Origin of the sequence: Macrococcus bovicus (genome assembly GCF_004359575.1) — a bacterium.
In the GTDB taxonomy this organism is placed as follows: domain Bacteria; phylum Bacillota; class Bacilli; order Staphylococcales; family Staphylococcaceae; genus Macrococcus; species Macrococcus bovicus.
Genome location: NZ_SCWF01000001.1, coordinates 477,170 through 503,612, shown reverse-complemented (window position 1 = coordinate 503,612; position 26,443 = coordinate 477,170). Strand labels below are relative to the sequence as shown.

Annotated in this window: 25 protein-coding genes and 1 pseudogene; 21 read left to right on the top strand and 5 right to left on the bottom strand. The window is 46.9% G+C overall.

The annotated features are described in order from the left end of the window. Positions 1 to 111 precede the first annotated feature (111 nt). Complete coding sequence (mnmM, locus tag ERX55_RS02755; protein WP_133451043.1) at positions 112 to 669, bottom strand: tRNA 5-(aminomethyl)-2-thiouridylate-methyltransferase MnmM; 558 nt, start codon at positions 667 to 669, stop codon at positions 112 to 114. After that, positions 659 to 1,612 carry a tRNA modification radical SAM protein MnmL/YtqA gene (gene mnmL, locus ERX55_RS02750; protein ID WP_133451042.1) on the bottom strand — a complete coding sequence of 318 codons (954 nt, stop codon included), beginning with the start codon at positions 1,610 to 1,612 and terminating at the stop codon, positions 659 to 661. Before mnmL ends, mnmM begins: the two co-directional genes overlap by 11 nt. Positions 1,613 to 1,704: 92 nt before the next feature. Here mnmL and ERX55_RS02745 point away from each other — a divergent pair, with 92 nt between their 5' ends. Next, entirely contained in the window at positions 1,705 to 2,865 is a 1,161-nt protein-coding gene (locus tag ERX55_RS02745) for an MDR family MFS transporter (RefSeq protein WP_133451041.1), read from the top strand. A gap of 165 nt (positions 2,866 to 3,030) precedes the next feature. Here the strand turns inward: ERX55_RS02745 and ERX55_RS02740 are convergent, their stop codons facing one another. Continuing rightward, a complete protein-coding gene (locus tag ERX55_RS02740; protein WP_133451040.1) occupies positions 3,031 to 3,927 on the bottom strand; it encodes a nuclease-related domain-containing protein in 897 nt (298 codons plus the stop codon). Between the two features lie 300 nt (positions 3,928 to 4,227). Here ERX55_RS02740 and leuS point away from each other — a divergent pair, with 300 nt between their 5' ends. Next, positions 4,228 to 6,642: a leucine--tRNA ligase gene (gene leuS, locus ERX55_RS02735; protein WP_133451039.1), complete on the top strand. Its 2,415-nt coding sequence runs from the start codon at positions 4,228 to 4,230 to the stop codon at positions 6,640 to 6,642. A gap of 9 nt (positions 6,643 to 6,651) precedes the next feature. Next, a complete protein-coding gene (locus tag ERX55_RS02730; protein ID WP_133451038.1) occupies positions 6,652 to 6,933 on the top strand; it encodes a rhodanese-like domain-containing protein in 282 nt (93 codons plus the stop codon). Between the two features lie 16 nt (positions 6,934 to 6,949). Here ERX55_RS02730 and ERX55_RS02725 read toward each other — a convergent pair whose 3' ends face one another. Then, positions 6,950 to 8,206 (bottom strand): BaiN/RdsA family NAD(P)/FAD-dependent oxidoreductase, encoded by a 1,257-nt coding sequence (locus ERX55_RS02725; protein WP_133451037.1) that lies wholly within the window; start codon positions 8,204 to 8,206, stop codon positions 6,950 to 6,952. A gap of 93 nt (positions 8,207 to 8,299) precedes the next feature. On the opposite strand from ERX55_RS02725, the gene ERX55_RS02720 reads away from it, so the two are divergent. The 8 genes from ERX55_RS02720 to ERX55_RS02685 all read left to right on the top strand — a co-directional run bounded on the left by ERX55_RS02720 (position 8,300) and on the right by ERX55_RS02685 (position 16,278). Further along, positions 8,300 to 9,931: a putative polysaccharide biosynthesis protein gene (locus ERX55_RS02720; protein ID WP_133451036.1), complete on the top strand. Its 1,632-nt coding sequence runs from the start codon at positions 8,300 to 8,302 to the stop codon at positions 9,929 to 9,931. After that, positions 9,928 to 10,626 carry a pseudouridine synthase gene (locus ERX55_RS02715; RefSeq protein ID WP_133451035.1) on the top strand — a complete coding sequence of 233 codons (699 nt, stop codon included), beginning with the start codon at positions 9,928 to 9,930 and terminating at the stop codon, positions 10,624 to 10,626. The genes ERX55_RS02720 and ERX55_RS02715 overlap by 4 nt, the downstream gene beginning before the upstream one ends. 57 nt (positions 10,627 to 10,683) lie before the next feature. Continuing rightward, a complete protein-coding gene (locus ERX55_RS02710; RefSeq protein ID WP_133451034.1) occupies positions 10,684 to 11,127 on the top strand; it encodes a YtxH domain-containing protein in 444 nt (147 codons plus the stop codon). A gap of 99 nt (positions 11,128 to 11,226) precedes the next feature. Beyond that, positions 11,227 to 12,630 carry a dipeptidase PepV gene (gene pepV / locus ERX55_RS02705; RefSeq protein WP_133451033.1) on the top strand — a complete coding sequence of 468 codons (1,404 nt, stop codon included), beginning with the start codon at positions 11,227 to 11,229 and terminating at the stop codon, positions 12,628 to 12,630. Position 12,631: 1 nt separating this feature from the next. Beyond that, the gene (gene dat, locus ERX55_RS02700; protein WP_133451032.1) at positions 12,632 to 13,462 is read left to right on the top strand and encodes a D-amino-acid transaminase; all 831 of its coding nucleotides are present in this window, start codon (positions 12,632 to 12,634) and stop codon (positions 13,460 to 13,462) included. Positions 13,463 to 13,589: 127 nt separating this feature from the next. Then, positions 13,590 to 14,381 carry a phosphotransferase family protein gene (locus ERX55_RS02695; RefSeq protein ID WP_133451067.1) on the top strand — a complete coding sequence of 264 codons (792 nt, stop codon included), beginning with the start codon at positions 13,590 to 13,592 and terminating at the stop codon, positions 14,379 to 14,381. A gap of 11 nt (positions 14,382 to 14,392) precedes the next feature. Continuing rightward, positions 14,393 to 15,025, top strand: a complete 633-nt coding sequence (trmB, locus tag ERX55_RS02690; RefSeq protein ID WP_133451031.1) for a tRNA (guanosine(46)-N7)-methyltransferase TrmB — start codon at positions 14,393 to 14,395, stop codon at positions 15,023 to 15,025. Between the two features lie 65 nt (positions 15,026 to 15,090). Then, positions 15,091 to 16,278 (top strand): MalY/PatB family protein, encoded by a 1,188-nt coding sequence (locus tag ERX55_RS02685; RefSeq protein WP_133451030.1) that lies wholly within the window; start codon positions 15,091 to 15,093, stop codon positions 16,276 to 16,278. Here ERX55_RS02685 and ERX55_RS02680 read toward each other — a convergent pair whose 3' ends face one another. Continuing rightward, positions 16,279 to 16,569, bottom strand: coding sequence for a hypothetical protein (locus ERX55_RS02680; RefSeq protein ID WP_133451029.1), 291 nt, complete (start codon positions 16,567 to 16,569; stop codon positions 16,279 to 16,281). A 146-nt stretch (positions 16,570 to 16,715) separates the two neighbouring features. Here ERX55_RS02680 and ERX55_RS02675 point away from each other — a divergent pair, with 146 nt between their 5' ends. The 10 genes and pseudogenes from ERX55_RS02675 (at position 16,716) to ERX55_RS02630 (ending at position 26,436) form a co-directional block, all read left to right on the top strand. Further along, a complete protein-coding gene (locus ERX55_RS02675; protein WP_133451028.1) occupies positions 16,716 to 17,489 on the top strand; it encodes an amino acid ABC transporter substrate-binding protein in 774 nt (257 codons plus the stop codon). Then, positions 17,473 to 18,192 (top strand): amino acid ABC transporter permease, encoded by a 720-nt coding sequence (locus ERX55_RS02670; RefSeq protein WP_133451027.1) that lies wholly within the window; start codon positions 17,473 to 17,475, stop codon positions 18,190 to 18,192. Before ERX55_RS02675 ends, ERX55_RS02670 begins: the two co-directional genes overlap by 17 nt. Beyond that, positions 18,189 to 18,920 (top strand): amino acid ABC transporter ATP-binding protein, encoded by a 732-nt coding sequence (locus tag ERX55_RS02665; protein ID WP_133451026.1) that lies wholly within the window; start codon positions 18,189 to 18,191, stop codon positions 18,918 to 18,920. The genes ERX55_RS02670 and ERX55_RS02665 overlap by 4 nt, the downstream gene beginning before the upstream one ends. Before the next feature lie 75 nt (positions 18,921 to 18,995). After that, on the top strand, positions 18,996 to 20,000 hold the full coding sequence (locus ERX55_RS02660) for a PTS sugar transporter subunit IIC (protein ID WP_133451025.1): 1,005 nt from the start codon (positions 18,996 to 18,998) through the stop codon (positions 19,998 to 20,000). After that, the gene (locus ERX55_RS02655; protein WP_133451024.1) at positions 19,997 to 20,305 is read left to right on the top strand and encodes a thioredoxin family protein; all 309 of its coding nucleotides are present in this window, start codon (positions 19,997 to 19,999) and stop codon (positions 20,303 to 20,305) included. Before ERX55_RS02660 ends, ERX55_RS02655 begins: the two co-directional genes overlap by 4 nt. 77 nt (positions 20,306 to 20,382) lie before the next feature. Continuing rightward, positions 20,383 to 21,240 (top strand): DUF1444 domain-containing protein, encoded by an 858-nt coding sequence (locus ERX55_RS02650; protein WP_133451023.1) that lies wholly within the window; start codon positions 20,383 to 20,385, stop codon positions 21,238 to 21,240. 5 nt (positions 21,241 to 21,245) lie between these two features. Continuing rightward, complete coding sequence (gene ytpR, locus ERX55_RS02645) at positions 21,246 to 21,839, top strand: YtpR family tRNA-binding protein (protein ID WP_133451022.1); 594 nt, start codon at positions 21,246 to 21,248, stop codon at positions 21,837 to 21,839. 1,274 nt (positions 21,840 to 23,113) lie between these two features. Further along, positions 23,114 to 24,505 (top strand): annotated as a pseudogene (locus ERX55_RS11680) (DNA translocase FtsK); the annotation flags it as partial. 10 nt (positions 24,506 to 24,515) lie between these two features. Beyond that, positions 24,516 to 25,811 (top strand): UDP-N-acetylmuramate--L-alanine ligase, encoded by a 1,296-nt coding sequence (gene murC / locus ERX55_RS02635; protein WP_133451020.1) that lies wholly within the window; start codon positions 24,516 to 24,518, stop codon positions 25,809 to 25,811. A gap of 85 nt (positions 25,812 to 25,896) precedes the next feature. Then, positions 25,897 to 26,436: a DUF948 domain-containing protein gene (locus ERX55_RS02630; protein WP_133451019.1), complete on the top strand. Its 540-nt coding sequence runs from the start codon at positions 25,897 to 25,899 to the stop codon at positions 26,434 to 26,436. Positions 26,437 to 26,443: the final 7 nt, after the last annotated feature.

Here is a 26,443-nt window from a genome sequence, read left to right as displayed (position 1 = left end):
TCAGGAAAATGGCTACCGTAGGTAGTCAGCTTATCTGTAAAAACAATAAAAAGACGAAGAAAAATGTTAAACATACATTTTTCTTCGTCTTTTTTTATAAGCTAGAACTCCTTATGTCCCAGACTCTTCTATTGCACATACAAAAGGCGGGTTGTTCTTCTGATTGATAAACCCGTACTGGATGATATGTGCGAGATTCTGATCGAATTCACTGAGAAACTGCAAGACTGCCTCTTTCTCAATCTGCCCCTCTGCATGACCCGGATAGATGACCAGGATGATGATGCCACCCGGCTTAAGCAGATTGAAGAGTTCAGTGATCGCTGTTATCGTCGTCTCAGGCAGCGTGGTGATGGATTTATCACCTTTCGGCAGATAGCCGAGGTTAAAGATAGCGCAGCTGATTGCCTCCGTCACATATTGACTGACGTGCTCGTGCCCATCCTGGATAAAGGTGATATGCGCGTGGTCCTGTGTCTTCAGCTGCGCATTCTGAATCGCAGCTTCCTGAATATCAAAGGCATAGACATGACCTGTCTCTGTCACTTTCTCGGCCAGATAGAGCGTGTCGTTACCGTTACCACAGGTGGCATCGACGACTGTATCACCGGGCGCTGCTGCCAGGTCAATGAGCTGTTTCGAGAATGGCAGAATTCCTTTAAGCTTCATGAACAGGCTCCTTATAGTGTTTGCCTTGCCAGCTATCGCGGCGGATAAGCTCCTGGTCAATCGCGTTCAGCACTTCCCATTTATTGACGCTCCACATCGGGCCGATCATGAGCTCAATCGGGCCGTCACCTGTGATACGGTGGATGATCATTTCGGGCGGTAGTATCTCCAGTTGATCTGCGACGAGATTCACGTAGTCTTCTTTTGACATAAATTCAAGCTTACCCTTTTCGTACTGCTTGATCATCGGTGTCCCTTTCAGAAGATGCAGCAGGTGAATCTTGATACCCTGGACGTCCATCTCAGCGACAGCTCGAGCTGTTTCCATCATCATGTCATAGTCTTCACCCGGCAGGCCGTTGATGATATGCGAACAGATATTGATATTGTGTTTACGCAGCTTGGCCACACCCTCGTAGTAGCACTGCATATCGTGCGCCCGGTTGATGAGGTCTGATGTTTCCTGATGGACAGTCTGCAGACCAAGCTCCACCCATAGATAAGTTCGCTCGTTTAATTCGGCCAGATATTCGACCACATCGTCCGGCAGACAGTCAGGCCGTGTCGCGATAGACAGTCCCACAACGCCTTCTTGAGCGAGCGCTGCTTCATATTTTTCCTTCAGGACGTGAAGGGGCGCATGAGTATTCGTATAGGCCTGGAAATAGGCGATGTACTTGCCTTCTTTCCATTTCTCGTGGGTGCGGTTCTTGATTTTCTCAAACTGAACAGGAATCGGATCGACCCGTTCACCCGCGAAGTCGCCGGAACCGGCTACAGAACAGAATGTACAGCCGCCGTGTGCAACCGTGCCGTCCCGGTTCGGACAGTCAAATCCACCTTCCAGTGCGACCTTGAAGATTTTCTGGCCGAATTTCTGGCGAAGATGGTAGTTCCATGTATGATAACGTTTATTGTCTAGTGCGTATTTAAATTGTTCCATTTAGTCTCACCTTTCTTATTGTAGGATTTTAACACAAAACATTGTCTTACAGTGAGAAAAAAGTTACGCTTGAAGAAGTGAGGTGAAAAAATATGAAGATGCCTAAATTAGTGTGGCTGCTGGTTATCGGTATGGCAGTCAATGTGACGGGGGCAAGTTTTATCTGGCCGCTGAACACTATCTATATACATAATGAACTGGGCAAGAGCTTGAGTGTCGCAGGGATTGTGCTCATGCTCAACTCCGGCGCCTCTGTCGTGGGTAATCTGATCGGCGGACAGATGTTCGATCGCTTCGGTGGTTATTTATCGGTCATGACCGGTATCATGGTCGCGCTGATCAGTCTGGTCGGCATGGTTGTGATTCATTCGTGGCCGTGGTATCCAGTGTGGTTGATTCTGGTCGGCTTCGGCTCAGGGATCGTCTTTCCCTCCATCTACGCGATGGCAGGAGTGGCATGGCCGGAAGGAGGGAGACGGACATTCAATGCCATCTATCTCGCCCAGAATTTAGGGGTGGCGCTCGGTGCTGCGCTTGGTGGTTTTATGGCGGATATCAGTTTCAATATCATCTTTATCGCCAATTTGGTACTGTTCGTTGTCTTCTTCCTGATTGCGCTATTCGGTTACCGGGAGGCAGGCCAGCTTCACAAAGGCCGTAAAGTTGAGGAAGTGAAGAAGATTGTGGATAAGAGCAGGTTCCATGCACTGCTATTGATCTGTGCCGCTTACTGTCTGTGCTGGATAGGTTATGTCCAGTGGCAGACCACCATCTCAAGCTATACGCAGACTATCGGCATCAGTCTGCAGCAGTACAGTATGCTGTGGGCGATAAACGGTGTGCTGATTTTAGTGGGTCAGCCATTGATCCGGCCTGTCATCCGTCTGATTGAAGACAAGATCAAGACCCAGATTGCGGTGGGGATCTCCATTTTCATCGTATCCTTTATCGTGACTATTTATGCTGAGAATTTTGTGATGTTTGTCATCGGTATGGTGATTCTGACCATCGGCGAGATGTTCGTCTGGCCGGCCGTGCCGACTGTTGCGAATATGCTGGCGCCTGAAGGACGGGTCGGGACGTATCAAGGCATCGTCAATTCGACAGCCACACTGGGCCGTGCTATCGGTCCGGTCGTCGGCGGTGTCATCGTCGACCTCTATAATATGCAGGTGATGTTTGGCGTGATGATTGCGTTACTCGTCGTGAGCTTCGTGTTCTTGAAGGTATATGATAGAGGGTTGGCCAAGTGATGGGGACGGAGAAGATAATATCGGACACTCAAAAGGTAACTTATACTTGAGTGTCCGATTTTTGATTTTTATGGGACACTCACCTCTGGATAATAGAATGAGTGTCCGATAAACGCAACTTACCGGACACCCGGCTTCACACTCGGCTACCAATGTCCGATATACTTAGTGCGAAGTATAATAGGCGCCTTTACAGTTGCTTCGTTTCACAAAATATTTACATAAAAATCTTCTGACTGTCCTTTTATCAAGGTTGCCGTCAATCCATTCATGGACCCTTTGAACTGTAAAGGATTCGTCATTAAATAGACGTCTTAATTCTTCGACAGCAAGTTTCAAGTAGTCCTCACTGGTATATACTTTGCCACACGAACATTTAAATTGTCGCTCAGTCATTCTTTGAATGAAGTCCTGTTCACATAAGCAAAGCACACCTTTTTTGGCTTCGTTAAAATGCAGTGCAGGGCATTTTGAATGTCGAGACGATAGCATGTGTTCTTGAAGTAAGATCGACTGAAGCTGTTCATGTGAGTAGAAGTTTGGGACTTTTGATAGCTGGCTGATCAGAGAAATACTATCGAAATAACTGAGACAGTTATTATTTTTCTGGACGCCATAAACTCTTTGCGCCGGATTAATGAAAACGTGAAAGTAGTGGACCTTGTAGTTGAGCTGATGGTAATCGAGGAAACGCGCCATCAGTTTTTGTGTGCGGACTTTCTGGAGTGCATAGCCTTCAATTTCAGCCATTCGATCAGTAAAATAAAAAGAGCCATTGTGCAGTGTGACGTCATAATGAGTCCATTTGACTTCGAAAATATAGATCTCGTCCTGCATGACAGCGAGACAGTCAATCTGAAATTCTTTGTTGAAGATCTGTAGATGCAGATCCTGATAGATAAGGCCGTTATCCATGTAAGTCTGGATGATTTTTTCAAAGAGTATTTCGCCGTTCAGTCCGAGAAGATTTTTATTTAAGTCACTTAATTCTTCTGCGCTTAATTCCGCACGATGCTTGATCTGCTGCCAGATGGGTTGAACTCTGTTTTTAACAATCTCCACCCTACACCTCCTGTCCTTTATTGTAACTGGTAATTTTTTTAACCTGTAAAAACTTCTTGCACAAACGCTTCAATCATTTTATAGTAGATAATAACTGGAGTAGTAACCTTGAATCATTTATAGAGAGTCAGTGGGGGTGTGAACTGACAATGAGTACAGGTGAACTTGCCGGGGTTCTGAAATTTAACACATTAAGCTGCACTTAACAGTGAATTGCGGGTGGTACCGCGGTTGTCTATAGAAGACAGTCGTCCCTCTTGATAGGGATGACTGTCTTTATTTATTTAAGGAGGAATGACCATGAGTTTTAATCATCAGGAAATTGAAAAGAAATGGCAGCAGTACTGGGCTGAAAATAAGACGTTCAAAACAGAGGAGCATTCTGACAAGCCGAAATTCTATGCCCTTGATATGTTCCCTTATCCATCAGGTGCAGGTCTTCATGTCGGACATCCGGAAGGTTATACAGCGACAGATATCATGTCTCGTTTCCGTCGTATGCAAGGCTATAACGTGCTTCATCCGATGGGCTGGGATGCATTCGGTCTCCCGGCAGAACAATATGCGATTGATACAGGCAATGACCCTGCCGAATTCACGCTGAAAAACATTCAGACGTTCAAACGTCAGATCCAGGAACTCGGCTTCAGCTATGACTGGGACCGTGAAGTCAATACAACTGACCCGAAATATTATAAATGGACACAATGGATTTTCATCCAGCTCTATAACAAAGGTCTCGCTTATGTTGATGAAGTGGCAGTGAACTGGTGTCCGGCGCTCGGCACTGTCCTGTCCAATGAAGAAGTGGTCGACGGCAAATCAGAACGTGGCGGCCATCCGGTCATCCGTAAACCGATGCGGCAATGGGTGCTGAAAATCACTGACTATGCAGACCGTCTGCTGGAAGACCTGGACGAACTTGACTGGCCGGAATCACTGAAGGATATGCAGCGCAACTGGATCGGCCGTTCAGAAGGAGCGGAAGTGACATTTAAAGTGAAAGATTCAGAACAGGCATTTGAGGTCTTCACGACACGGCCTGACACAATCTTCGGTGCCACTTATGCCGTCCTGTCACCTGAGCATGCCTTGGTCGAAGTGATCACGACAGCCGGCCAGCAGGAAGCGGTCAAAGAATACCAGGAGCAGGCAGCGCGTAAATCTGATCTCGAACGTACGGACCTCGCGAAAGAGAAGACAGGGGTCTTCACAGGCGCTTATACAGTCAATCCGTTCACAGGTGAAGAGATGCAGATCTGGATCTCTGACTATGTTCTCGCTTCTTACGGCACGGGTGCCATCATGGCGGTGCCGGCGCATGATGAACGCGATTATGACTTCGCGAAGCAGTTCGAGCTGCCGATCGTGCAGGTCGTTGAAGGTGGCGATATCACCACTGGACCGTTCACCGGTGACGGCGTGCATATCAACTCGGGCGAGCTCGATGGCCTGAACAAGGAAGAAGGCATTCAGAAAGCCATCGCCATGCTGGAAGACAAGAAAATCGGGCAGAAGAAAATCAGCTACAAGCTGCGCGACTGGTTATTCTCACGTCAGCGTTACTGGGGAGAGCCGATTCCAGTCATTACCTGGGAAGACGGCACGATGACGACAGTACCGGAAGAAGAACTGCCGCTGATGCTGCCGAAGACTGAGCATATCAAACCATCAGGTACAGGTGAATCACCGCTTGCGAATATTGACGACTTCGTCAATGTCGTTGATCCGAAAACAGGCATGAAGGGTCGCCGTGAGACGAATACCATGCCGCAGTGGGCCGGCAGCTGCTGGTATTACCTGCGTTATATTGATCCGCATAACGATGAAGCGCTGGCGGATCCTGAGAAACTGAAAGAATGGTTACCGGTCGACCTCTATATCGGCGGAGCAGAGCATGCGGTTCTTCATTTACTGTACGCTCGCTTCTGGCACAAAGTGCTGTACGATATCGGTGCCGTACCGACAAAAGAACCTTTCCAGAAATTACTGAACCAGGGCATGATTCTCGGTGAAGGTAACGAGAAGATGAGTAAATCGAAAGGGAATGTCGTCAATCCGGACGATATCGTCGCGTCACACGGTGCAGATACACTGCGTCTTTACGAAATGTTCATGGGACCGCTTGAAGCATCGATCGCCTGGAGTACAAATGGCTTAGACGGCGCACGTCGTTTCCTTGACCGTATCTACCGTCTCTTCATCACAGAACAAGGAACGCTCGCTGAGAAGGTGACGACAGAGGCGACACCGGCACTTGATAAGGTCTATCACCAGACCGTGAAAAAAGTGACTGAAGACTACGAGGCACTGGGCTTCAATACAGCTATTTCTCAGATGATGGTCTTTATAAATGAAGGCTACAAACAGGAGAAGATCAATAAAGAATATGTGGAAGGCTTTGTTAAAATGCTGTCTCCTATCGCACCGCATATCGCTGAGGAACTCTGGTATAAGCTGGGCCATACAGAGACTATCACTTATGCTGAGTGGCCGACATTTGATGCTTCTAAGCTGGTTGACGCTGAAGTGGAAATCGTCATCCAGATCAACGGTAAGCTGAAGAAGAAAGCATTGATCCAGAAAGATATGCCAAAAGAAGAGCTGGAAGCTTTTGCACTCGCTGAAGAAGAAATTAAGACAGCGATTGACGGCAAGACGGTACGTAAAGTCATCGCAGTGCCGAATAAGCTCGTTAATATCGTAGCGAATTAGGAGGAGACTATGACTTACGAAATATCGCCTCAGGAACTGATGCAGAAGCTGGATCATGAAGGGCTCCACATCATTGATGTACGTGAAGACTATGAGGTTCAGATGGGGATGCTTAAAGGGGCAAGACACATCCCGATGAATACAATCCCTGACTATATGCCGGAATTCAAGCAGGACGAATCTTATTATATCGTCTGTGCGCATGGCATCCGCAGTGAAAAAGTAACAGAATATCTACGCGACCATGACATTGAAGCATTCAACGTCACAGGTGGTATGGCAGCATTCTAAGAAAGCGGCTCTCAATTCAGAGAGCCGCTTTCTGTGCGTTAAGACCTGCAACATAACCGGTCACAAGTGCACTGGTAATATTATAGCCGCCGGTATAGCCGTGGATATCCAGCACTTCCCCGCAGAAGAAAAGATTATCATGCAGCTTTGACTGCATCGTTGCGGGATGGATTTCCTTGACACTGACGCCGCCACCAGTCACGAAGGCCTTTTCAATGGATAAGGTGCCGTTTACGGTGAACTGAAACTGTTTTAAGGCTGCGATAAAAGTGTTCAGAGCATCGCGTTTCAGATGGTGATAGCTTGTTGATTCCTCAATGCCGGCACGCTCGAGTAAGAAGAGGAGGTAACGCTCATGCACGAACCCTTTCAGGCTGTTTTTAATCGACTTGTCAGGATTGTGCTTGAGTCTGTCATGAATTCGCTTCGTCACCTCATGCAGTGATTCCTCGGGGAAGACATCGATGGTCATCTGAATATCTCTTGTTTTCTGCCGCTGCTGTTCCTTATAGACGAACTGTGAGCAGCGAAGAGCGGCGGGGCCTGAGATGCCGAAATGGGTGAAGAGCATATCCATCCGGTGGGTGATGGCAGGCTTGCCGTTCTTTCTGAGCACACTTAAGGCTACGTTCTGCAGACTTAAGCCCTGCAGTACTTTTGACTTGATGAACGGTTCGCTGGAAGTGATCGGTACTTCAGTCGGAAAGAGGTCTGTGATGGTGTGTCCAGCCTGTTCAGCGAAGCGGTAACCATCCCCGGTCGAGCCTGTCTGGGGCACACTTTTACCGCCTGTCGCAATGATGACGTTCTGACTGTGAAATGCACCGCGCGCTGTGTCGACGCCGATGATTCTGTTGTCGTCCATGATCAGCTGGTTGACCGTCAGATTGGTCTTGATCTCCACCTGATTGTCTTCTAAATTTTTCAGCAGGGTCGCTACTACATCTTTAGCGTTATTGGAAACCGGAAACATGCGGCCGTGATCTTCCTCTTTCAACTGGACGCCTTTATTTTCGAAGTAAGAGATAATGCTTTCATTGTCGAACGTATTGAAGGCGCTGTACAAAAACTTGCCGTTTCCCGGGATATGCTTGATGATCTCCTCATAAGGCAGTCGATTGGTGACATTACAGCGGCCACCCCCTGATATTTGCAGCTTGCGGCCGAGCTGGTCTTTCTTGTCGATAAGCAGAACGCGGCCGCCTTCTGCACTGGCACTGATGGCAGCCATCAGTCCGCTCGGACCGCCGCCGATGACTATGGTCTGATACATGTTGATGCTCCTTTTCTTAATTAAAAGTAGTTAACCTGATGTAAAGATGATAATATATGAATAGTTTAAAACTAGATAGTTAGGGATGAAGATATGTCAGAAAGTAATTCATTAGTGAGAAGTACCTTTATATTAACCGCCAGTATATTTATTACGAAGGTACTCGGCATTCTATACGTCATACCGTTTTACGCGATTATCGGCGGTGAAGAGAACTTAGCGCCCTATACTTATGCCTACCAGCCGTATGTCGTCATGCTGACGATTGCCGGTGCTGGGGTGCCGCTCGCTGTCGCGAAGTATGTCTCGAAATACAATGCGCTGGGTGCATACCGGGTCAGTGAGAAGCTCTACAAGTCAAGTCTGCTCGTGATGAGCCTCTCCGGTCTCTTAGGCTTTATTATACTTTATTTACTCTCTCCGATGATAGCAGAAGCGACTTTAGCAGGTGACGGCCAGAACGGTGTCTGGTCAGTCGATGATATCACCCATATCATGCGGGTGATTTCGTTTGCGGTTATCTTTATTCCGTTCCTTGCCACTTGGCGCGGTATTTTTCAGGGGTATGATTCAATGGGGCCGACTGCTGTGTCGACTGTCATTGAACAGATTGCCCGCATCCTTTTCCTGCTCGGTGGCGCTTACCTCGTGCTGCACGTCTTGGACAAAGGACTGTTACTCGCGAACGAAGTGGCGACGTTCGCTGCTGCTATCGGTGCGATCTTTGCACTTCTTACGCTCTGGTACTACTGGCGTAAACGTAAACCTTTTATCGATCAGATGATCGACTCAGACGAAACGTCAATAGATGTCGGCTATCGTGCGATGTATAAGGAGATTCTGCTCTACAGTGTACCCTTTGTCATTGTCAGCTTAAGTGTGCCGCTCTATATCATGATCGATCAGTTCACACATAATAAAGGTCTGGCGATTGCGGGAGTGCCGTCAGAACTCCATGACCAGTTGCTGACGATGCTGAACCTGACGACCAATAAACTGGTGATGATACCGACGTCCTTAGCAGGCGGATTCGCTATCAGCGTGGTGCCTTCCATCACACGGACGTATGCATCGGGCAGAATCAGAGAGATGCATCAGCAGATCAGAACGTCTCTCGGGGTTCTCATGTATCTGACAGTCCCTGCCTCACTCGGCATCATGCTGCTTGCAGCGCCTCTTTACACAGTGTTCTACAGCTATAGCGCAACAGCGACGCAGATTCTGATGTTCTACGCACCGGCGGGCATACTGCTGTCATTGACATCAGTCACGGCTGCTATTCTGCAGGGGATTGACAAGCAGGCACTGACAGTCTGGATCGTGCTCGGCTCGATCGCCATCAAAGCCATCCTTAATCTGCCGCTGATTATTCTGTTCCATACGAACGGGGCGGTTCTTTCTACCTCGATCGCTATGCTGTTCGCCATTATCTGCAATATGATGGTGATCCGTAAATATGGTCATTTTCCGCTCCGCTCAACCTTTAAAGAGATGCTGCAGATTGCGACTTTTACAGGCATCATGCTGGCAGTCGTCGGCCTGGTCTACTGGATACTGCTGCATTTCTTAAGCGTAGAATCGAAAGGGCAGTCACTGATTATTCTCGTCATCTGCGGCACTGTGGGTATTATGATCTACGCCCTGATCACGCTGAAAACCGGTCACGCTGAACGCTACTTAGGCAAACGTGTCGGTAAACTTGCCGGAAAGCTGCATCTCAGATGAGGCTCGATAAATTTCTGGCGAATCACGGCATGGGGACGCGGACAGAAGTGAAACAGCTGATTAAAAAAGGCAGCGTACAAGTCAATGAGGTCATCGTTAGAAAGGCTGATTACCAATTAAACCCGGAAACGGACCAGGTGCTCTGTCAAGGCGAAGAAGTGCGCTATGTCGACGAACTCTTCATCATTCTGAATAAACCGGCAGGAGTCATCAGTGCAACGGAAGATCATCTTCATGATACTGTTATTGACCTGATGCCGGAATATCAGCATTTTCAGCTGCATCCTGTCGGCCGGCTGGATAAGGACACGGAAGGTCTGCTCATATTAACGACAGATGGCCAGTTCACGCATGACGTGCTGAGTCCGAAAAAACATGTCAATAAGACGTATTACGCCGAACTGGATGGGACGGTGACAGATGAGACTGTCGACCAGTTCGCAGCAGGTATCACATTGGATGACGGTTACCGCTGTATGCCGGCAGCACTCAAGATCATCAAGCCGCATATCATTGAGGTTACGATTCAGGAAGGGAAGTTTCATCAGGTGAAGCGTATGTTTCAGGCGGTCGGCTCTACGGTCACTTACTTGAAGAGAATTCAGATGGGCGGTCTTGAGCTGCCCGCTGACCTCGCAACCGGTGCGTACCGCGAAATGACGGCAGAAGAAATAAATCGCGTACAGCATGTTTAAAGGTATAAGGGCTGGGTATATTTTAACTACAAATATACTATTCAGAGGTGGATGACCATGAACAACAAACCAAGTTTATTACGTACAGCTTTAGTTCTCGGAGGAACTGCTGTTGCAGCTATCCTTTCTAAAAAAGAAAACCGCGATCTGTTAATGAATGAACTCAACAAAGCGAAACAGGATCCGAATGCTTATAAAGCTAATCTGACAGAAAAAGCAAATAATTTAACACAAGTAGCTAAAGAAGAGGTTTCAAAAGCAAAAGAAGATCCAAACGCTTATAAAGCGGACTTAACAGACAAAGTAAAAGAAAAGGCAGCACCTGTTATCGATAAAGTCAAAGGTAACGAAGGTGACTTCCCTAAAAACCAGGCGAATACACAAGAGCAAGTGACGACGTTTGATGATGAAGGTGGCGCAAGCAACATTCATATCGTAACGGATCACAACAACGTGACGGATAATAATCCGACTGCAGTCAATAAAAACGACCTTAAATAATCTTTATGAAAAGCTGTCTATTAATAGACGGCTTTTTTGGTGTTTTCATTTTCAGAATATTTCATGTAAAATAATGAGTAATACAAGGAGGAATGTAACATGTGGAGAGAGAAAGTTGCACAATACGAAGACAAGATCATCGAAGATTTAAAGGGTTTGCTCGCAATTGAAAGTGTCCGTGATGACAGCCTGATGTCAAAAGAGACACCTGTCGGTCCGGGACCTAGAGCAGCACTCGAATATATGTACAAAATTGCTGAACGGGACGGCTTTAAGTCTGTCGATGTCGACCATATTGCAGGGCGCATCGAAATGGGTAAAGGGGATGACCTGTTCGGTATCCTGTGTCACGTAGACGTGGTTCCTGCCGGCAGCGGCTGGGAGACGGAGCCATTTGATCCGGTTGTCACTGAAGACCGTGTGATTGCTCGGGGCACACTGGATGATAAAGGACCGACCATCGCAGCGTACTATGCCGTGAAAATCCTGCATGATATGAACGTGGACTTCAAAAAGCGTATCCACATGATTATCGGTACCGATGAAGAATCAGGCTGGATGTGTACAGACCGCTACTTCCAGACCGAAGAGATGCCGGACCTCGGTATCGCTCCCGATGCTGATTTCCCGCTGATCCACGGTGAAAAAGGGATCACAACGTTTGATATCGTTCAGACGGCGTCACCAGAAGGCGAGACACCGGAGGTAGAACTGAAAGCACTTAATGCGGGTGAACGTTATAATATGGTACCTGATTTTGCTGAGGCGAAGCTGGTTGTCAGAGAAAAAATGGATCATACGATACAGTCATTTGACAACTTCCTCAGTGAGCATGAACTGACGGGTCAGTCATCTGTTGACAATGGCAGTCTGCTGCTGCAGGTCGAAGGGAAATCAGTGCACGGTATGGATCCTTCCATCGGGATTAATGCAGGACTATATCTCGTCCACTTCCTGAATACCTTGAAACTGGATGCAAAAGCTGCACAGTTCGTTCAGTTCGGAGATCGCTATCTCTATGATTCACATTTCGGCGAGAAGCTCGGCATGGCCTATGAAACAGAAGAGATGGGCCGCCTGACGACCAATATCGGTGTCATCAGCTATACAGACGTAGACGGTGGACATTATGGTGTGAACCTCCGTTATCCGACGGGCTTTGATTTCAATCAGCAGATTGCTGACTTTACAGAACGTATCAAGGATGAGTTTGAGATTGATGTCAATACACATCAGGAACCGCACTATGTCGATAAAAACGATCCGTTCGTGCAGAAGCTGCTGACAGCCTACCGCAATCAGACAGGTGATATGACCGAGCCTTATACGATCGGCGGCGGTACTTACGCCCGTAACCTTGAAAAAGGGGTGGCATTCGGCGCGATGTTCAAAGATTCAGTTGATCTGATGCACCAGAAGAATGAATATATCACGAAAAAACAGTTGTTTGATGCAACAGCTATCTACTTAGAAGCCATCCATGCTGTCTGCGTGGAGGACTGATATGGGTCTTATCTATTATAATGGTGAATACATCAATGACAACATAGCCATCAGCCCTGACGACCGCGGCTATCAGTTCGGCGATGGTATCTATGAAGTGGTCCGTGTCTATGAGGGCAGACTTTTCACTGCCGAGGCGCATTTCGAACGCTTATTGCGCAGTGCCTCAGAAATCCAGATTGAACTTGCATCAACCGTGGACGATTACATCGCTATCTGTGAGCGTCTGATAGCTGAGAATCGCGTACAAGACGGCTTGATCTATGTGCAGGTGACACGTGGCATCGCCAAGCGCAATCACATCTTTCCTGAATCAACAGAGCCGGTAACGTTAATCTATTCTTATGATTCAGCGCGTCCGGTACAGGGTATGGAAGAGGGAGTCAAAGTTATCACCCTGGAAGACATCCGCTGGCTGCGCTGTGATATCAAGAGCCTGAATTTGCTGGGCAATGTGCTGGCAAAGCAGCAGGCGCATATCGCAGATGCTGTAGAGGCTGTTCAGGTCCGGGATGGCATCGTGACAGAAGGGGCGTCAAGCAATGTCTTTATCATCAAGGACGGGACCCTCTATACACATCCTGCCAATCATCTGATTTTAAATGGCATCACGCGCAAAGTGATCAAGCGCTGTGCAGAAGAGCTGAATATACCGTTTGTCGAACAGGCATTCACGCCTGATGCGCTTTATGATGCTGATGAAGTCATTATCTCCAGTACGTCACTGGAAGTCACACCTGTCACTCAGATTGATGATCAGGTCATGGCGATCGGGCCCCTGACACGTAAGCTTCAGCAAGCTTTCAAGGAGAAGATTTATCCAGCTTCTTGATTTTACTCTTGAATTAATAGGTCAAAGGATATAAAATTTAAGCAAGTCGCTTTTTTGGCAATGTACTTGGATAAGGCTCTTGATTCTATCTCGAGCCTTTTCTTTTTTCTGAATGGAGGTGAACATGTTGGAACATTTCTATCAACTGGGCTGGACGCTCGACTCAGCTGGTGGTGCATCCGGCGAAGCATATATGGCGGAACAGGATGGACATAAGCTCTTTCTCAAAAGAAATTCCAGTCCGTTCCTCGCTGCATTATCGGCAGAAGGAATTGTACCTAAACTAGTGTGGACGAAGCGTATTGAAACAGGGGAAGTCGTGACGGCCCAGCACTGGAAGAACGGTCGAGCGCTCGAACCGGAAGAAATGGATTCCGAACGTGTTGCACTTCTTCTTCGTAAGATACACGGCTCTAAGCAGCTGTCCAGTATGCTCAAGAAACTGGAGATGAAGCCGATGTTTCCATCGATGCTGCTCACTAAGATCAATTCATCATTGTCCAGACAGGTCATGGCCCATCGCGTTGTCCGTAAAGCGCTCACTTACCTGGATGAACATATGCCTGTACTCGACAAGGCTTTCTATACGGTCTGTCATGGCGATGTCAATCATAATAACTGGCTCCTGTCCGAGCAGGACGAACTGTTTCTCGTGGACTGGGAAGGGGCGATGATTGCAGACCCTGCGATAGATATCGGCATGATCCTGTATACGTATATCAAGCCGGAAGACTGGCCGCAGTGGCTCCGGAAGTACGGGATAGATGATTCACTGGATCTGAGAAAACGCATGAAATGGTATACAGTGATCCAGGCTATTGCGATGGTGGAATGGTACGAGGAAAAAAACCGTTATCAGGACATGAACTACTGGCTCGTCTTCTTGGATGACGTGCTGTCGAGAAACCGTTTTATATAAGGAGATACGACATGAGAATGAGAAATAAACCATGGGCTGAAGATTTCCTTCTCGCTCATGCTGAAATCGTCAGTATTGACGAAGCTAGAAAAGGTCAGATGAGAGAATGGTTCAATAATGACCAGCCGATTCATATAGAAGTCGGCAGTGGAATGGGCCGCTTTATAACAGAGATGGCAAAAGCCCATCCTGACATCAATTACATCGGCATCGAACGTGATAAAAACGTCATGATCCGTATCGTCGAAAAAGCAGTCGAACAGAACATCACGAATCTGCGCCTGCTGACTTTAGATGCGGAACATTTGGCGGACTATTTCTCAGCAGGGGAAGTGGACCGTGTCTATCTGAACTTCTCCGATCCATGGCCGAAGACGCGTCATGCGAAAAGACGTCTGACACATGAGAATTTCCTGAAGCTCTATCAGGTCATCCTGAAAGAGGACGGCGAAGTTCATTTCAAAACAGACAATCAGCAGCTGTTCGAGTTCTCGCTGGAAAGTATGAGCCAGTATGGTATGAAGCTCAAGAATATCAGTCTCGATCTTCATACAGATGAGCCGGCAGATAATATCAGAACTGAATACGAAGATAAATTCTCAAGCAAGGGCTTCCGCATCAATCGATTAGAAGCCACTTTCTAAGACCGCCTAAAGGGCGGTCTTTTTTGTGGGCACGTGCTAAAATGAAATAAAAGGGGGAAATTAAAATGTACGATTTTAATGAAGTGATTGATCGCAGTCATACACAGAGCATTAAATATGAGGGCATGGACCTGGTCTATGAAACAACGGACATGCTGCCTTTCTGGATTGCAGATATGGACATTGCCACACCGCAGCCGATATTAGACGCGCTCCACGGACGGCTCGATCATCGGATTATCGGCTATACGAAATGGCAGCAGGACAAGTTCTATGAACCTATCAAACATTGGTATAGAACGAGATTTGATACGCGTGTCATGAATAATGATCTGTTTTACGCGCCGACCGTCCTTTACACGATCACTGAATCCATCCGCGCACTGACCCAGCCGGGGGAAGGTGTCATTGTCAATATTCCGAGTTACAACACATTTCTGACCTTGATAGAAGCGAACAGACGAGTCGTTGTCCCGTCACCGCTCGTATTCGACGGGCAGACCTATAAGATGGATTTCGATGCCTTTGAGTCACTCTGTCAGCGCCCTGATATGAAAGTCTTCCTCTTCTGTAATCCCCATAATCCGACGGGGAAAGTGTTTACGACTGAAGAGCTGGATGAAATCGTCAGCATTTGTGAAGCGCATGATGTGTTTATCATTGCGGACGAAATTCATATGGATTTTGTGAGACAGCAGCCTCATCAGTCTCTGATCAACTGGATGAAACCGGACAGTCCTATGATTGTGACCTCTTGTCTAGGAAAGACATTCAATATATCAGGACTGCCGCATGCCTATTATGTGACGAAAAACCGGTTCCTGAAGATGGAGCTTTCCCGCCAGATTCTGGCTGCCGGCATCGGAAATCCGAATGCCTTAGCGCTCAACGCGATAGAAGCGGGCTATATGGAATGTGCCGACTGGGTGGATGCACTCAATGACTTTATCCTGGAGAATATGAAGTTCGTGACAAACTATATAGAAACGCATCTTGATGATGTGCTGGGCGTCTATATTCCGGACGCAACATTTCTCATGTGGATAGACTTCAGCAAGAGCGGCTATAGTGAGGAAGAAGTCCAGCAGGCCCTGCAGACAGTAGGGAAGGTGGCAGTAGGCATCGGCAGTACGTATATGCACGGTGACAGTACTCATTTCAGGTTGAATGTCGCCTGTGACCATGCACGTCTTGAAGAAGGGATGGTCAGAATCAAGAAAGCATTCGATCACCTGAAAAATAACCACAGTTAGTTAAACTGTGGTTATCTCTGTTGTATCAATGAGTTCGCCGCTATAGGCATCTGCTATAAAATCATATTCACTCGTCGTCGTGATGACGCCGCCGCGATAAATAGTTGTTTCCAGGCCGAGTTTTTTATAGTTCTCCGGGGTATAGTCGATATAGCCCCCTTCGACATCAGTATATTGTTGCTTGATTTCAGCGAGTACTTTGGCAGGATTCTTCAGCTGGTAGCGCAGTGAGAAGAAGTAGCCTGCAATCAGAATAAGTGTCGTGCCAGCAATAATGGATTTAAGTTTCATCGTCAATCCTCCTTACTTCTATTATCGTCTTTCAACAGAAAAATTCAAGTTTCGACCCGACTTCAGCATCTTTTTGTTGACTTAACGTCACAATGCACTAGAATGAAGTTATTCCGAGTAAATCAATAAGAATAGGAGCGGACAAAATGAAGAAGTTTTTAATGATGATGATGGCAGTGCTCATCTTCCTTGCAGCATGCGGTCAATCAGACAAGTCATCTGACAGTTCTAAATCAGAGGACAAAGTTTTAACAGTAGGAACGGAAGGGACATATTCTCCTTTCACTTTCCACGACAAGAATGACAAATTAACAGGCTTCGACGTCGAAGTGACTGAAGCGGTTGCTAAAAAGATGGGTTACAAAGTGAAATTTGTGGAGACACAGTGGGATTCAATGTTTGCCGGCCTGAACTCAGGTCGTTTCACGACAGTAGCTAATCAAGTCGGTATCAATGAAGAACGTCAGCAGAAATATCAGTTCTCTAAACCTTACACTTATACGAACGCTGTGCTTGTGACACGCAAAAACAGTGACATCAAATCATTTGACGATGTGGAAGGTAAGAAACTTGCCCAGACTTTAACATCCAACTACGGTAAACTGGCGAAAGACAAAGGCGCACAGATTACGCAGGTAGAAGGTTTCAACCAGTCTATGGAGCTTGTATTATCTAATCGTGTTGAAGGGACATTCAACGAGAAATTATCAGTGCTGGATTATATGAAACAGAAGAAAAATGCAGATATCAAAGTCATTGAAGGTGACGCTGAAAAAAGTCAGTCAGCATTTGTTTTCACCAAGAAAACAGATAAAGCTTTAATCGATAAGGTCAATAAAGCTATTGACGACCTTCAAAAAGACGGCGAGCTGAAAAAAATCAGTGAAAAATGGTTCGGTGAAGATGTCACTCAACCTTAATGCAGAACAGCAGCACGCCCTGGACGCAGCTCAGCAAGCGTTTCTGCCTATGTTACAGGGATTGATCACTTGGTCAATCCCTATTACTATTATTACCTTTGTCTTAGGACTGATCATAGCGCTTGCTACAGCACTGAGCAGAATTTCTGATAACCGTTTTTTAAGGACTATTGCAAGAATATATGTCTCTATCATTCGTGGGACGCCGATGATCGTCCAGCTTTTCATTATTTTCTATGGTATTCCTGAGATCGGCCGGCTCATCACGGGCGACCCTGATAAACAGCTGACATTAGCACCCGTCGTCGCAGCGATTATCGGCCTGAGCCTGAATGTAGGGGCTTATGCCTCTGAAATTATCCGCGGCGGTATTATATCCATTCCTAAAGGACAGCGTGAGGCCGCTTATTCCATCGGCATGACAGAATGGATGACCATGCGTCGTATTGTCTTGCCTCAGGCCCTGAGAATTTCGATTCCAGCACTCGGCAATACGTTCTTAAGCTTGATCAAGGACACTTCCCTTCTCGGCTTTATCTTAGTGGCTGAGATGTTCCGGAAGGCGCAGGAAGTGGCAGCGACAAGCTATGAGTTTCTATCGATCTACACACTCGTTGCGCTGATGTACTGGGTGGTCTGCTTTATCATTTCATTTGTTCAGGGCAGATACGAACGTCGCATTGAAAGGAAGTATGTGTCATGATTGAAATGAGAGATATCCATAAAAGCTTCGGCGACAAAGAAGTCATTAAAGGCGTGGACCTGGATGTCCGTAATGGTGAGGTTGTGGTGTTAATCGGGCGTAGCGGTTCCGGGAAGACAACGCTCCTCCGCATGATGAATGCGCTCGAATTACCGACGACAGGGACGGTGACAGTGGACGGTCAGACATACAGCAATCAAGATAAGCAAAGTCAGATTGCCGTCAGAAAGAAATCTGGGATGGTCTTTCAGAACTATCAGCTGTTCCCTCATATGACAGCCCTTGAAAACGTTATGGAAGGCCTGGTCATCGTCAAGAAAATGCCGAAAGAAGAAGCGAGAGGCATCGCAGTGAACCTGCTGCAGAAAGTAGGGCTTGAGCATGTCATGAATCAGTATCCGTCTGGTCTGTCAGGCGGACAGCAGCAACGTGTCGGCATCGCCCGGGCGCTTGCCATGAATCCGAAGGTCATGCTGTTTGATGAACCGACATCTGCACTTGACCCTGAACTGGTCAACGACGTATTGAATGTCATGAAGGATCTGGCAGGAGACGGTATGACAATGGTCATTGTGACGCATGAAATGAACTTCGCGAAGAATGTGGCGAACCGTATCGCCTTCATTCATGAAGGGCAGATCGCAGAGATGGGGACACCGGATGATATCTTCAATCAGCCTAAGTCTGAGCCGCTCAAGCGATTCCTGAACATGATTGAGACACGTTAGACAGGTCAATGACCTGTCTTTTTTTATGTACACTTCTCCCTGCAAATCATTTATACTGAACGTTGAGGTGAAGGGATGAAAACATATTTGAAGCGATGGTTCATAGATGGGATGAGCTATCTGGCACTTGGACTGTTCAGTTCATTGATTATCGGCTTGATTATTGAGACAATCGGCACGCAGCTGAAACCGTATTTTGATACGTCTCTCTTTATTACGATTGGTCAGATGGCCAAAACTTATACAGGGGCTGCTGTCGGCGTCAGTGTCGCTTACGGGCTCGGTGCGTCACCTTTAGTGATCTTTTCGAGCGCTGTGACCGGCATGTACGGCTATGAGCTCGGCGGTGCAGCAGGGACATATCTGGTGGCACTGATCACATCAGAGATAGGCCGGCTGTACTCCGGGCGAACGAAGATTGATATACTGCTGACACCGCTTCTGACGCTTATCATCGGCGCGGTTGTCGCTAAACTGATCGGGCCGTTTATTGCGAGACTGATGACCGGACTCGGGGATTTTATCACATTCTCTACTGAGCAGCAGCCGCTGCTTATGGGGATTTTAGTGTCGGCTGTCTTCGGCCTGACGTTATCCAGTCCGATCTCAAGTGCTGCACTGGCCCTTATGCTTGGCATTGAAGGGACAGCCGCAGCAGCTGCGACAATCGGCTGCTGCTGCCATATGATCGGCTTTGCAGTGACGAGTTACGGTGACAATGGCATCCAAGGGGTCATTGCGAACGGCATCGGCACAAGTAAGATCCAGATTCCGAACTATTTAAGAAATCCGTTCATACTGGTGCCGCCGGTGATTGCGAGTATCATTACAGCACCGCTCATGACCATTCTCTGGCCGATGAAAAATGTGGCGGCCGGTGCGGGCATGGGGACGAGCGGCTTCGTCGGTCAGATCATGACGATACGGACGATGGGCACATCCGTCGAAACATGGCTGCAGATTCTAGTGTTTCATTTTATTCTGCCGGCCGTTATCAGTTATAGTGTATATAGACTGATGAAAAATGCACATATCATCAAACCAGGTGATCAGCAGATTATGACAGGAGAGCGAACATGAAAAATATAACAAGTGTAGAGAACTTCAAGGAAATGATCGATGCCCCGACGATTGCGATGTTTACAGCCGGCTGGTGTCCGGATTGTCACTTTATTAAACCGGCACTGCCAGAGATCGAAGCCTCTCATCCTGATTATCAGTTTGTCTCCATTGACCGCGATGAACTGATGGATCTGGCGGTGGAATATGATGTAATGGGTATTCCAAGCTTTATTGCTTTTAAAGACGGACAGGAAATCGGCCGCTTTGTTTCGAAGGACCGCAAAACTAAAGAAGAGATCAATGCCTTTATTGATGCTCTTTAATGACAGACCACGATGGCTACCGTTCATCGTGGTTTTATTGTACAATGAAGAGTACATGAATTGAGGAGTGTATAGAGATGAATGTCTTTGAAATACGTGACGCCATAACCGCAAAACTGGATTCATCAGAGCTGAATATCAAGTTCGACCGCAAAGAAGAGACGCTGCGTGTCGAGCGTGCTGATAACCAGAAAGGTCTGACGATCAAGCTTGCACCTATCGTCGCCAAACATAAAGCGCAGGGCGAGAAGATTATTGATGAAGTGCTGTATTACATCAGTGAAACGATAAAAGCGATGGCAGATGAACGTGAGAAATCCGTTGATGCCATCAAAATTATGCCGGTCATCCGCTCAACCAGCTTCCCGCAAGAAACGGACGGAAAGCCCTTCCTCATCACAGCGCATACGGCTGAGACCAATATTTATTATGCGCTGGACCTCGGTACGACCTATCGTCTGATTGACGAGCAGTTGCTGTCAGAAATGAAGTTATCAGCGGACCATGTCAGAGAACAGGCGCTGTTTAATATCCGCAAGCTCGATAACCCTTATAAAAAGGATCAGGTAGCGGGCAACGCTTTTTATTTCTTCAATTCCAATGATGGTTACGACGCCAGCCGTATTTTAAACGAAAGCCTTCTTGCTGAGTTTGACCGTAAGAAAGAAGGCGAGCTGCTCATTGCGACACCGCATGCTGATGTCCTGATCATTGCGGATATTCAGAATGAAACAGGCTATGATATCATGGCGCAGATGATGATGCAGTTCTTCAGCAACGGCCTCGTGCCCATCACTTCTCTGTCATTCCAGTACGACAAAGGTACACTGACGCCGGTTTTCATTCTTGGCAAGAACAACGCAAAACGAGATACAGAAACAATGAAACGAATTGAAGCGAACCGTAAAAAATTTGAACAGGAAAAAAAGGAGTAGACCACATGAATATTTTTTATAACAAGCATATTGGAGATGTTCTTCTTATCACAGTGAAACAGACGGAAGGACCATTCACCTATAACCGCCAGGGTGATGTGGTGACGATTCTGCAGAATGACGAGATTGTCGGTTACAATGTCTACAATGTCGCAGAGCTGAACATTCAATCAGACGGCCAGGTTGAACTGAACGAGGAGCGTGTCGCTCAGATTAATGACGTTTTAGCGAAGAAAGGGATCGGCCCACTCGAAGTGGATCTCTCTCCTAAATTCGTTGTCGGACACGTGGATGAGATGGAGAAACATCCTGATGCGGATAAACTCAATGTCTGCCAGGTAGATGTCGGCGATGAAGTGCTGCAGATTGTCTGCGGAGCGAAGAATATTGCGGCAGGTCAGAACGTCGTAGTTGCAAAAGTAGGAGCTGTCATGCCAAGCGGGATGATTATCAAAGATGCTGAATTACGCGGTGTGCCTTCCAGCGGGATGATTTGTTCAGAACGTGAACTAGGGCTTACAGATTCAGAAGAGAAAAAAGGGATTCTTGTTCTGGATGCGTCCATGACACCGGGAACAGACTTTTTTAATCAATTATAAAGGTGTGATTGAAGATGAGCTGGTTCGATAAACTTTTTGGACAAGATGAAAAAGAACAGCAGCCTGTCGAGACAGATGTTGATCAGCATCAGGATATTTATAGAAGGCCACGCGGGAAATTCCGCTTTCCTATCGACCTTGGTGATGACCGCAAAGAGCCCGTCTTAACAGAACAGCCTGAAGTTCAGGACAACGGCCGGATGAGTCAGCAGTTTGTTGACGACGAATACTTTGAGCGAAGAAGAGCGAGAAGACAGAAACAGGAACAGCCGGAGAAGCCGAGACCGCAGAGAACGAAAGAATACCAGCCGCAAAGAATACCTGATAAGAAACGACAGTTTACGGCAAGCGAAGTGCCGTCAGCTATATTCGGCACCCGTAAAAACCTGAAACCTAGCGAGGAAAAAGTAGTCATCACACCGCTGACAGGTAAGAAGCCGGAAAAAGTGAAGCCGGACATACCGACATACCGTCAGAAGGATAATGTGGTCAATGTCGAGAATATCTATGCGTCACAGATTGTCGCTGAAATCCGCAAGGAACGCGAGAAGAAAATGCAGGCAAGAAAGGCATTTGAAGAAGCGAGACGACAGCAGAAGGAGCAGGAGAAACTGGTAGAGATTCTAACAGCAGAATTAGAAGTGGAAACGATTGAGCTGCAGGAGGAATCATTTAAATCGCTTGAAGTGGAGGAAATCAGTGCACCATTAACAGAAGATGCGCCGATTGAGACCATTACTGTCTCATCTGATTCATCAGAAGATCATCTGATAGAGCCGGCAGTCACTGAAGTAGATTCAAGCAGAGCTCAGAATGACGCTGTGATAGAGAAAATGGTCTTTGAAGTCGGACGAAATCCTGAAACTGAACAGGCTGAAAGAGAGATAGAAGCTGTTACAGAAGCGGTGGAAGTAGTTGAAGAAAAACCCGTTGAAGCGGTGGAAACTGAGCCGGAAGTAATAGAAACAGAGATAATGGCAGGACAGGCAGAAAGTGCAGAACCACTATCTGAGTTATCAACTGAATCAGAGCCACAGCCTGAAGTGATAAAAGAACCTGAAATTGAGGAGGCAGTTTTCACTGAAACAGTGAAGTCTAGCGAAACCTCAGAACCTGCACCACAGCCCAAACGTAAAACATCACCGTTCAATGTCTTGATGACACCATCTGATAAAAAACGACTGATGAATAAAGCGTCAGCAACTTCAGTGACAAAGGAAACAGCTCCGGCATCATCAGCTGAAGAGAAGAAAGCAGAGACCGAAAAAACCAAAAGAATAGGGCCGAAGTATCTGCTGCCACCCGTCAGTCTGCTGTCACCGGAAGAGAAATCACATGAAAATGTTGAATGGGTGGAAGAACAGCGTCAGCAGCTGGATGAAGCTTTCTATCACTTCAATGTTCCGGCGAAAGTGGAAGAAGTGGTCATCGGCCCGTCTGTCACCCGCTACGAATTATCAGTGGAAAAAGGCGTGAAAGTCAGCCGCATCACTAACTTGCAGGATGACATCAAGATGGCGCTTGCCGCGAAGGAGATTCGCATTGAAGCACCGATTCCAGGTACGTCACGTGTCGGCGTGGAAGTCCCGAATATTGACACGCGCAAGGTCAATCTAAGTGAAGTGATCTTCAGTAAACGGTTTAAGTTCGCTGAATCGAAGCTGATGGTCGCGCTCGGTGCCAAAATCAATAATGAGCCGATGCTGATGGATATTGCGAAGATGCCGCACGCACTGATTGCGGGAGCAACAGGATCAGGTAAATCGGTCAGCATCAATGCCATTCTGTTATCGCTGCTATATCGCAATAATCCGAATGAACTGAAGCTACTGCTGATCGATCCCAAGATGGTGGAACTGGCACCTTATAATGAGCTGCCTCACCTGATTGCACCGGTTATCACCGATGTGAAAGCAGCGACAGAAAGTCTGAAGTGGGTCGTGGAAGAAATGGAACGACGCTACAAAGTGTTCTCTGACGTCCATGTCCGTAATATCACAGCTTACAATCAGAAATCACCTTATGACAAACGCATGCCGAAAATTGTCGTGGTCATCGATGAACTGGCAGACTTGATGATGATGGCACCGCAGGACGTTGAACATTCAATTGCCCGTATCGCTCAGAAAGCGCGGGCGGCAGGCATCCACATGATTCTCGCGACCCAGCGGCCTTCTGTCAATGTCATCACCGGTCTGATCAAAGCCAATGTACCGACACGGATTGCCTTCATGGTCTCGTCTTCCATTGATTCCAGAACCATTCTGGACAATGGCGGTGCCGAGAAATTACTCGGGAACGGCGATATGCTGTACCAGGGCAACGGCATGAATAAACCGATCCGTATTCAAGGCTGCTATGTTTCGGATGAGGAAATTGACGCAGTCGTGGACTACATCAAGGCGCAGGGGGAACCGCAATACCTGTTTCAGGAGAAAGAACTGCTCGAAAAAGGGAACGAAGTCCCGCAGGATGAACTCTTTGATGAAGTGGTGCAGTTCATGCTGGAAGAAGGGCACATCTCGACTTCCCAGCTGCAGCGCCGATTCCAGATCGGCTACAATCGTGCGGCTCGAATCATCGACAGTTTAGAATCGATGGGGTATATTAGTGGTGCAAATGGTTCTAAACCAAGAACTGTGTTAGTGAGTGAAAATCAATTATAGGAGTGGAACTATGACGTTATATCATTTTATCGGTATAAAGGGTTCAGGTATGAGTGCACTGGCACATATTCTGTTTGATATGGATCATGAGGTGCAGGGCTCTGATATCGACAAACATTTTTTTACGGAGGATGCACTTAGAGATAAAGGCATTCAGATCATGCCGTTTGACGCAGCTAATATTAAAGAAGGCATGACGGTTATTGCCGGTAATGCCTTCGGGGATGACCATCCAGAAGTCGTCCGTGCAAAGGAATTAGGTGTAGAGTACTATCGTTATCACGACTTTCTGGGTCGTTTCATGAGTCAGTATACGTCTATAGCGGTGACAGGGGCCCACGGTAAGACATCTACGACAGGACTCCTGTCTCATGTGATGAACGGCGACAAAAAAACGTCCTATCTTATTGGCGACGGCACAGGGATGGGCCAGCTTGAAAGTGAGTATTTCGCATTTGAAGCGTGTGAATATAGAAGACACTTCCTCAGCTACACGCCTGACTATGCTATTATCACAAATATTGATTTTGACCATCCCGACTACTTCAAAAATTTAGAGGATGTCTTCAATGCATTCCAGGAGATGGCACATAAAGTCAAAAAAGCGATCATTGCCTGCGGTGACGACAAGACTCTTCACAATCTTAAGGTGGATATACCGGTCTATTACTACGGTATAGGTCAGGATAACAGAGTCAGGGCTGAGAATATCGTCACATCCAGTGAGGGAACGTCTTTCGATGTACGCATTGATAACCAGTTCTACGGCAATTTCAAAACACCGATGTTCGGTAACCATCAAGTGCTGAACGCTCTGGCAGTCATCACCGTCTGCTACCTTGAGCAACTGGACGTCGACAATATCAAGGAAGCCTTGGCATTATTCGGCGGCGTGAAGCGTCGGTTCAGTGAGAAAAAGGAAGGCTCACAGATTCTGATCGATGATTATGCGCATCATCCCGCAGAGATTAAAGCGACAATCGAGTCAGCGCGTAAAAAGTATCCGGCTAAATCAGTCATCGCCATCTTCCAGCCGCATACTTTCTCACGGACAGAAAAGTTTCTGAATGAGTTTGCAGACAGCCTGAAAGAAGCGGATCAAGTGTATCTCTGTGAAATCTTCGGTTCGGCCCGCGAAAAGAACGGGACGTTAACCATTCAGGATTTAGCTGAACTGATCCCGAGTTCTCAGGTGCTGACGGAAGAGGGCATCGATGTGCTGAAGCAGCACAGTGATTCAGTCCTGCTCTTTATGGGTGCCGGAGATATTCAGAAATTTCAGCAATCCTATGAAAATTTGTTATAATGGTTTAACTAACATGTTTTAAGCCCTTTAACAGGGGTATAAAAAAAGAGTAAATTAAGGATAACCACACTAGGAGGGGCTCAATATGGAATGGATTTTACCAATCGCCGGTATTATCGCAGCAATCGCATTCTTGATTCTGTGTATCGGTATCGTCATCGTATTACTTTCAGTTAAGAAAAACTTAGACCACGTTGCTAAAACGTTGGACGGAGTAGAAGGACAGATTCAGGGGATTACTCGTGAATCAACTGACTTACTTCACAAAACAAACAGACTGGCTGAGGATGTTCAGGATAAATCAGCTCGTTTAAATACGGTTGTGGATGCGGTTCAAGGCATCGGTGGTACTGTCAACAATTTAAACAGCCACGTAGATCGTGTGACAACTTCAATCACGCAGAACATCGCAAACAACAAAGACCAGATTGCACAAGTGGTACAATGGTCTAACGTTGCAATGGAAGTGGCAGACAAATGGAAAATGAGAAAAGAGCGTCGTAACGCTTATGACTTCTCTAACCAAGTGGTTGTCAACCAGGACAAAGAAGTCTTCAATAAAGATACTGCAAACTACAATCATGTAGATGAAGACAGAATCAATGCAGGACTTCACAATAAATAAGTTTATG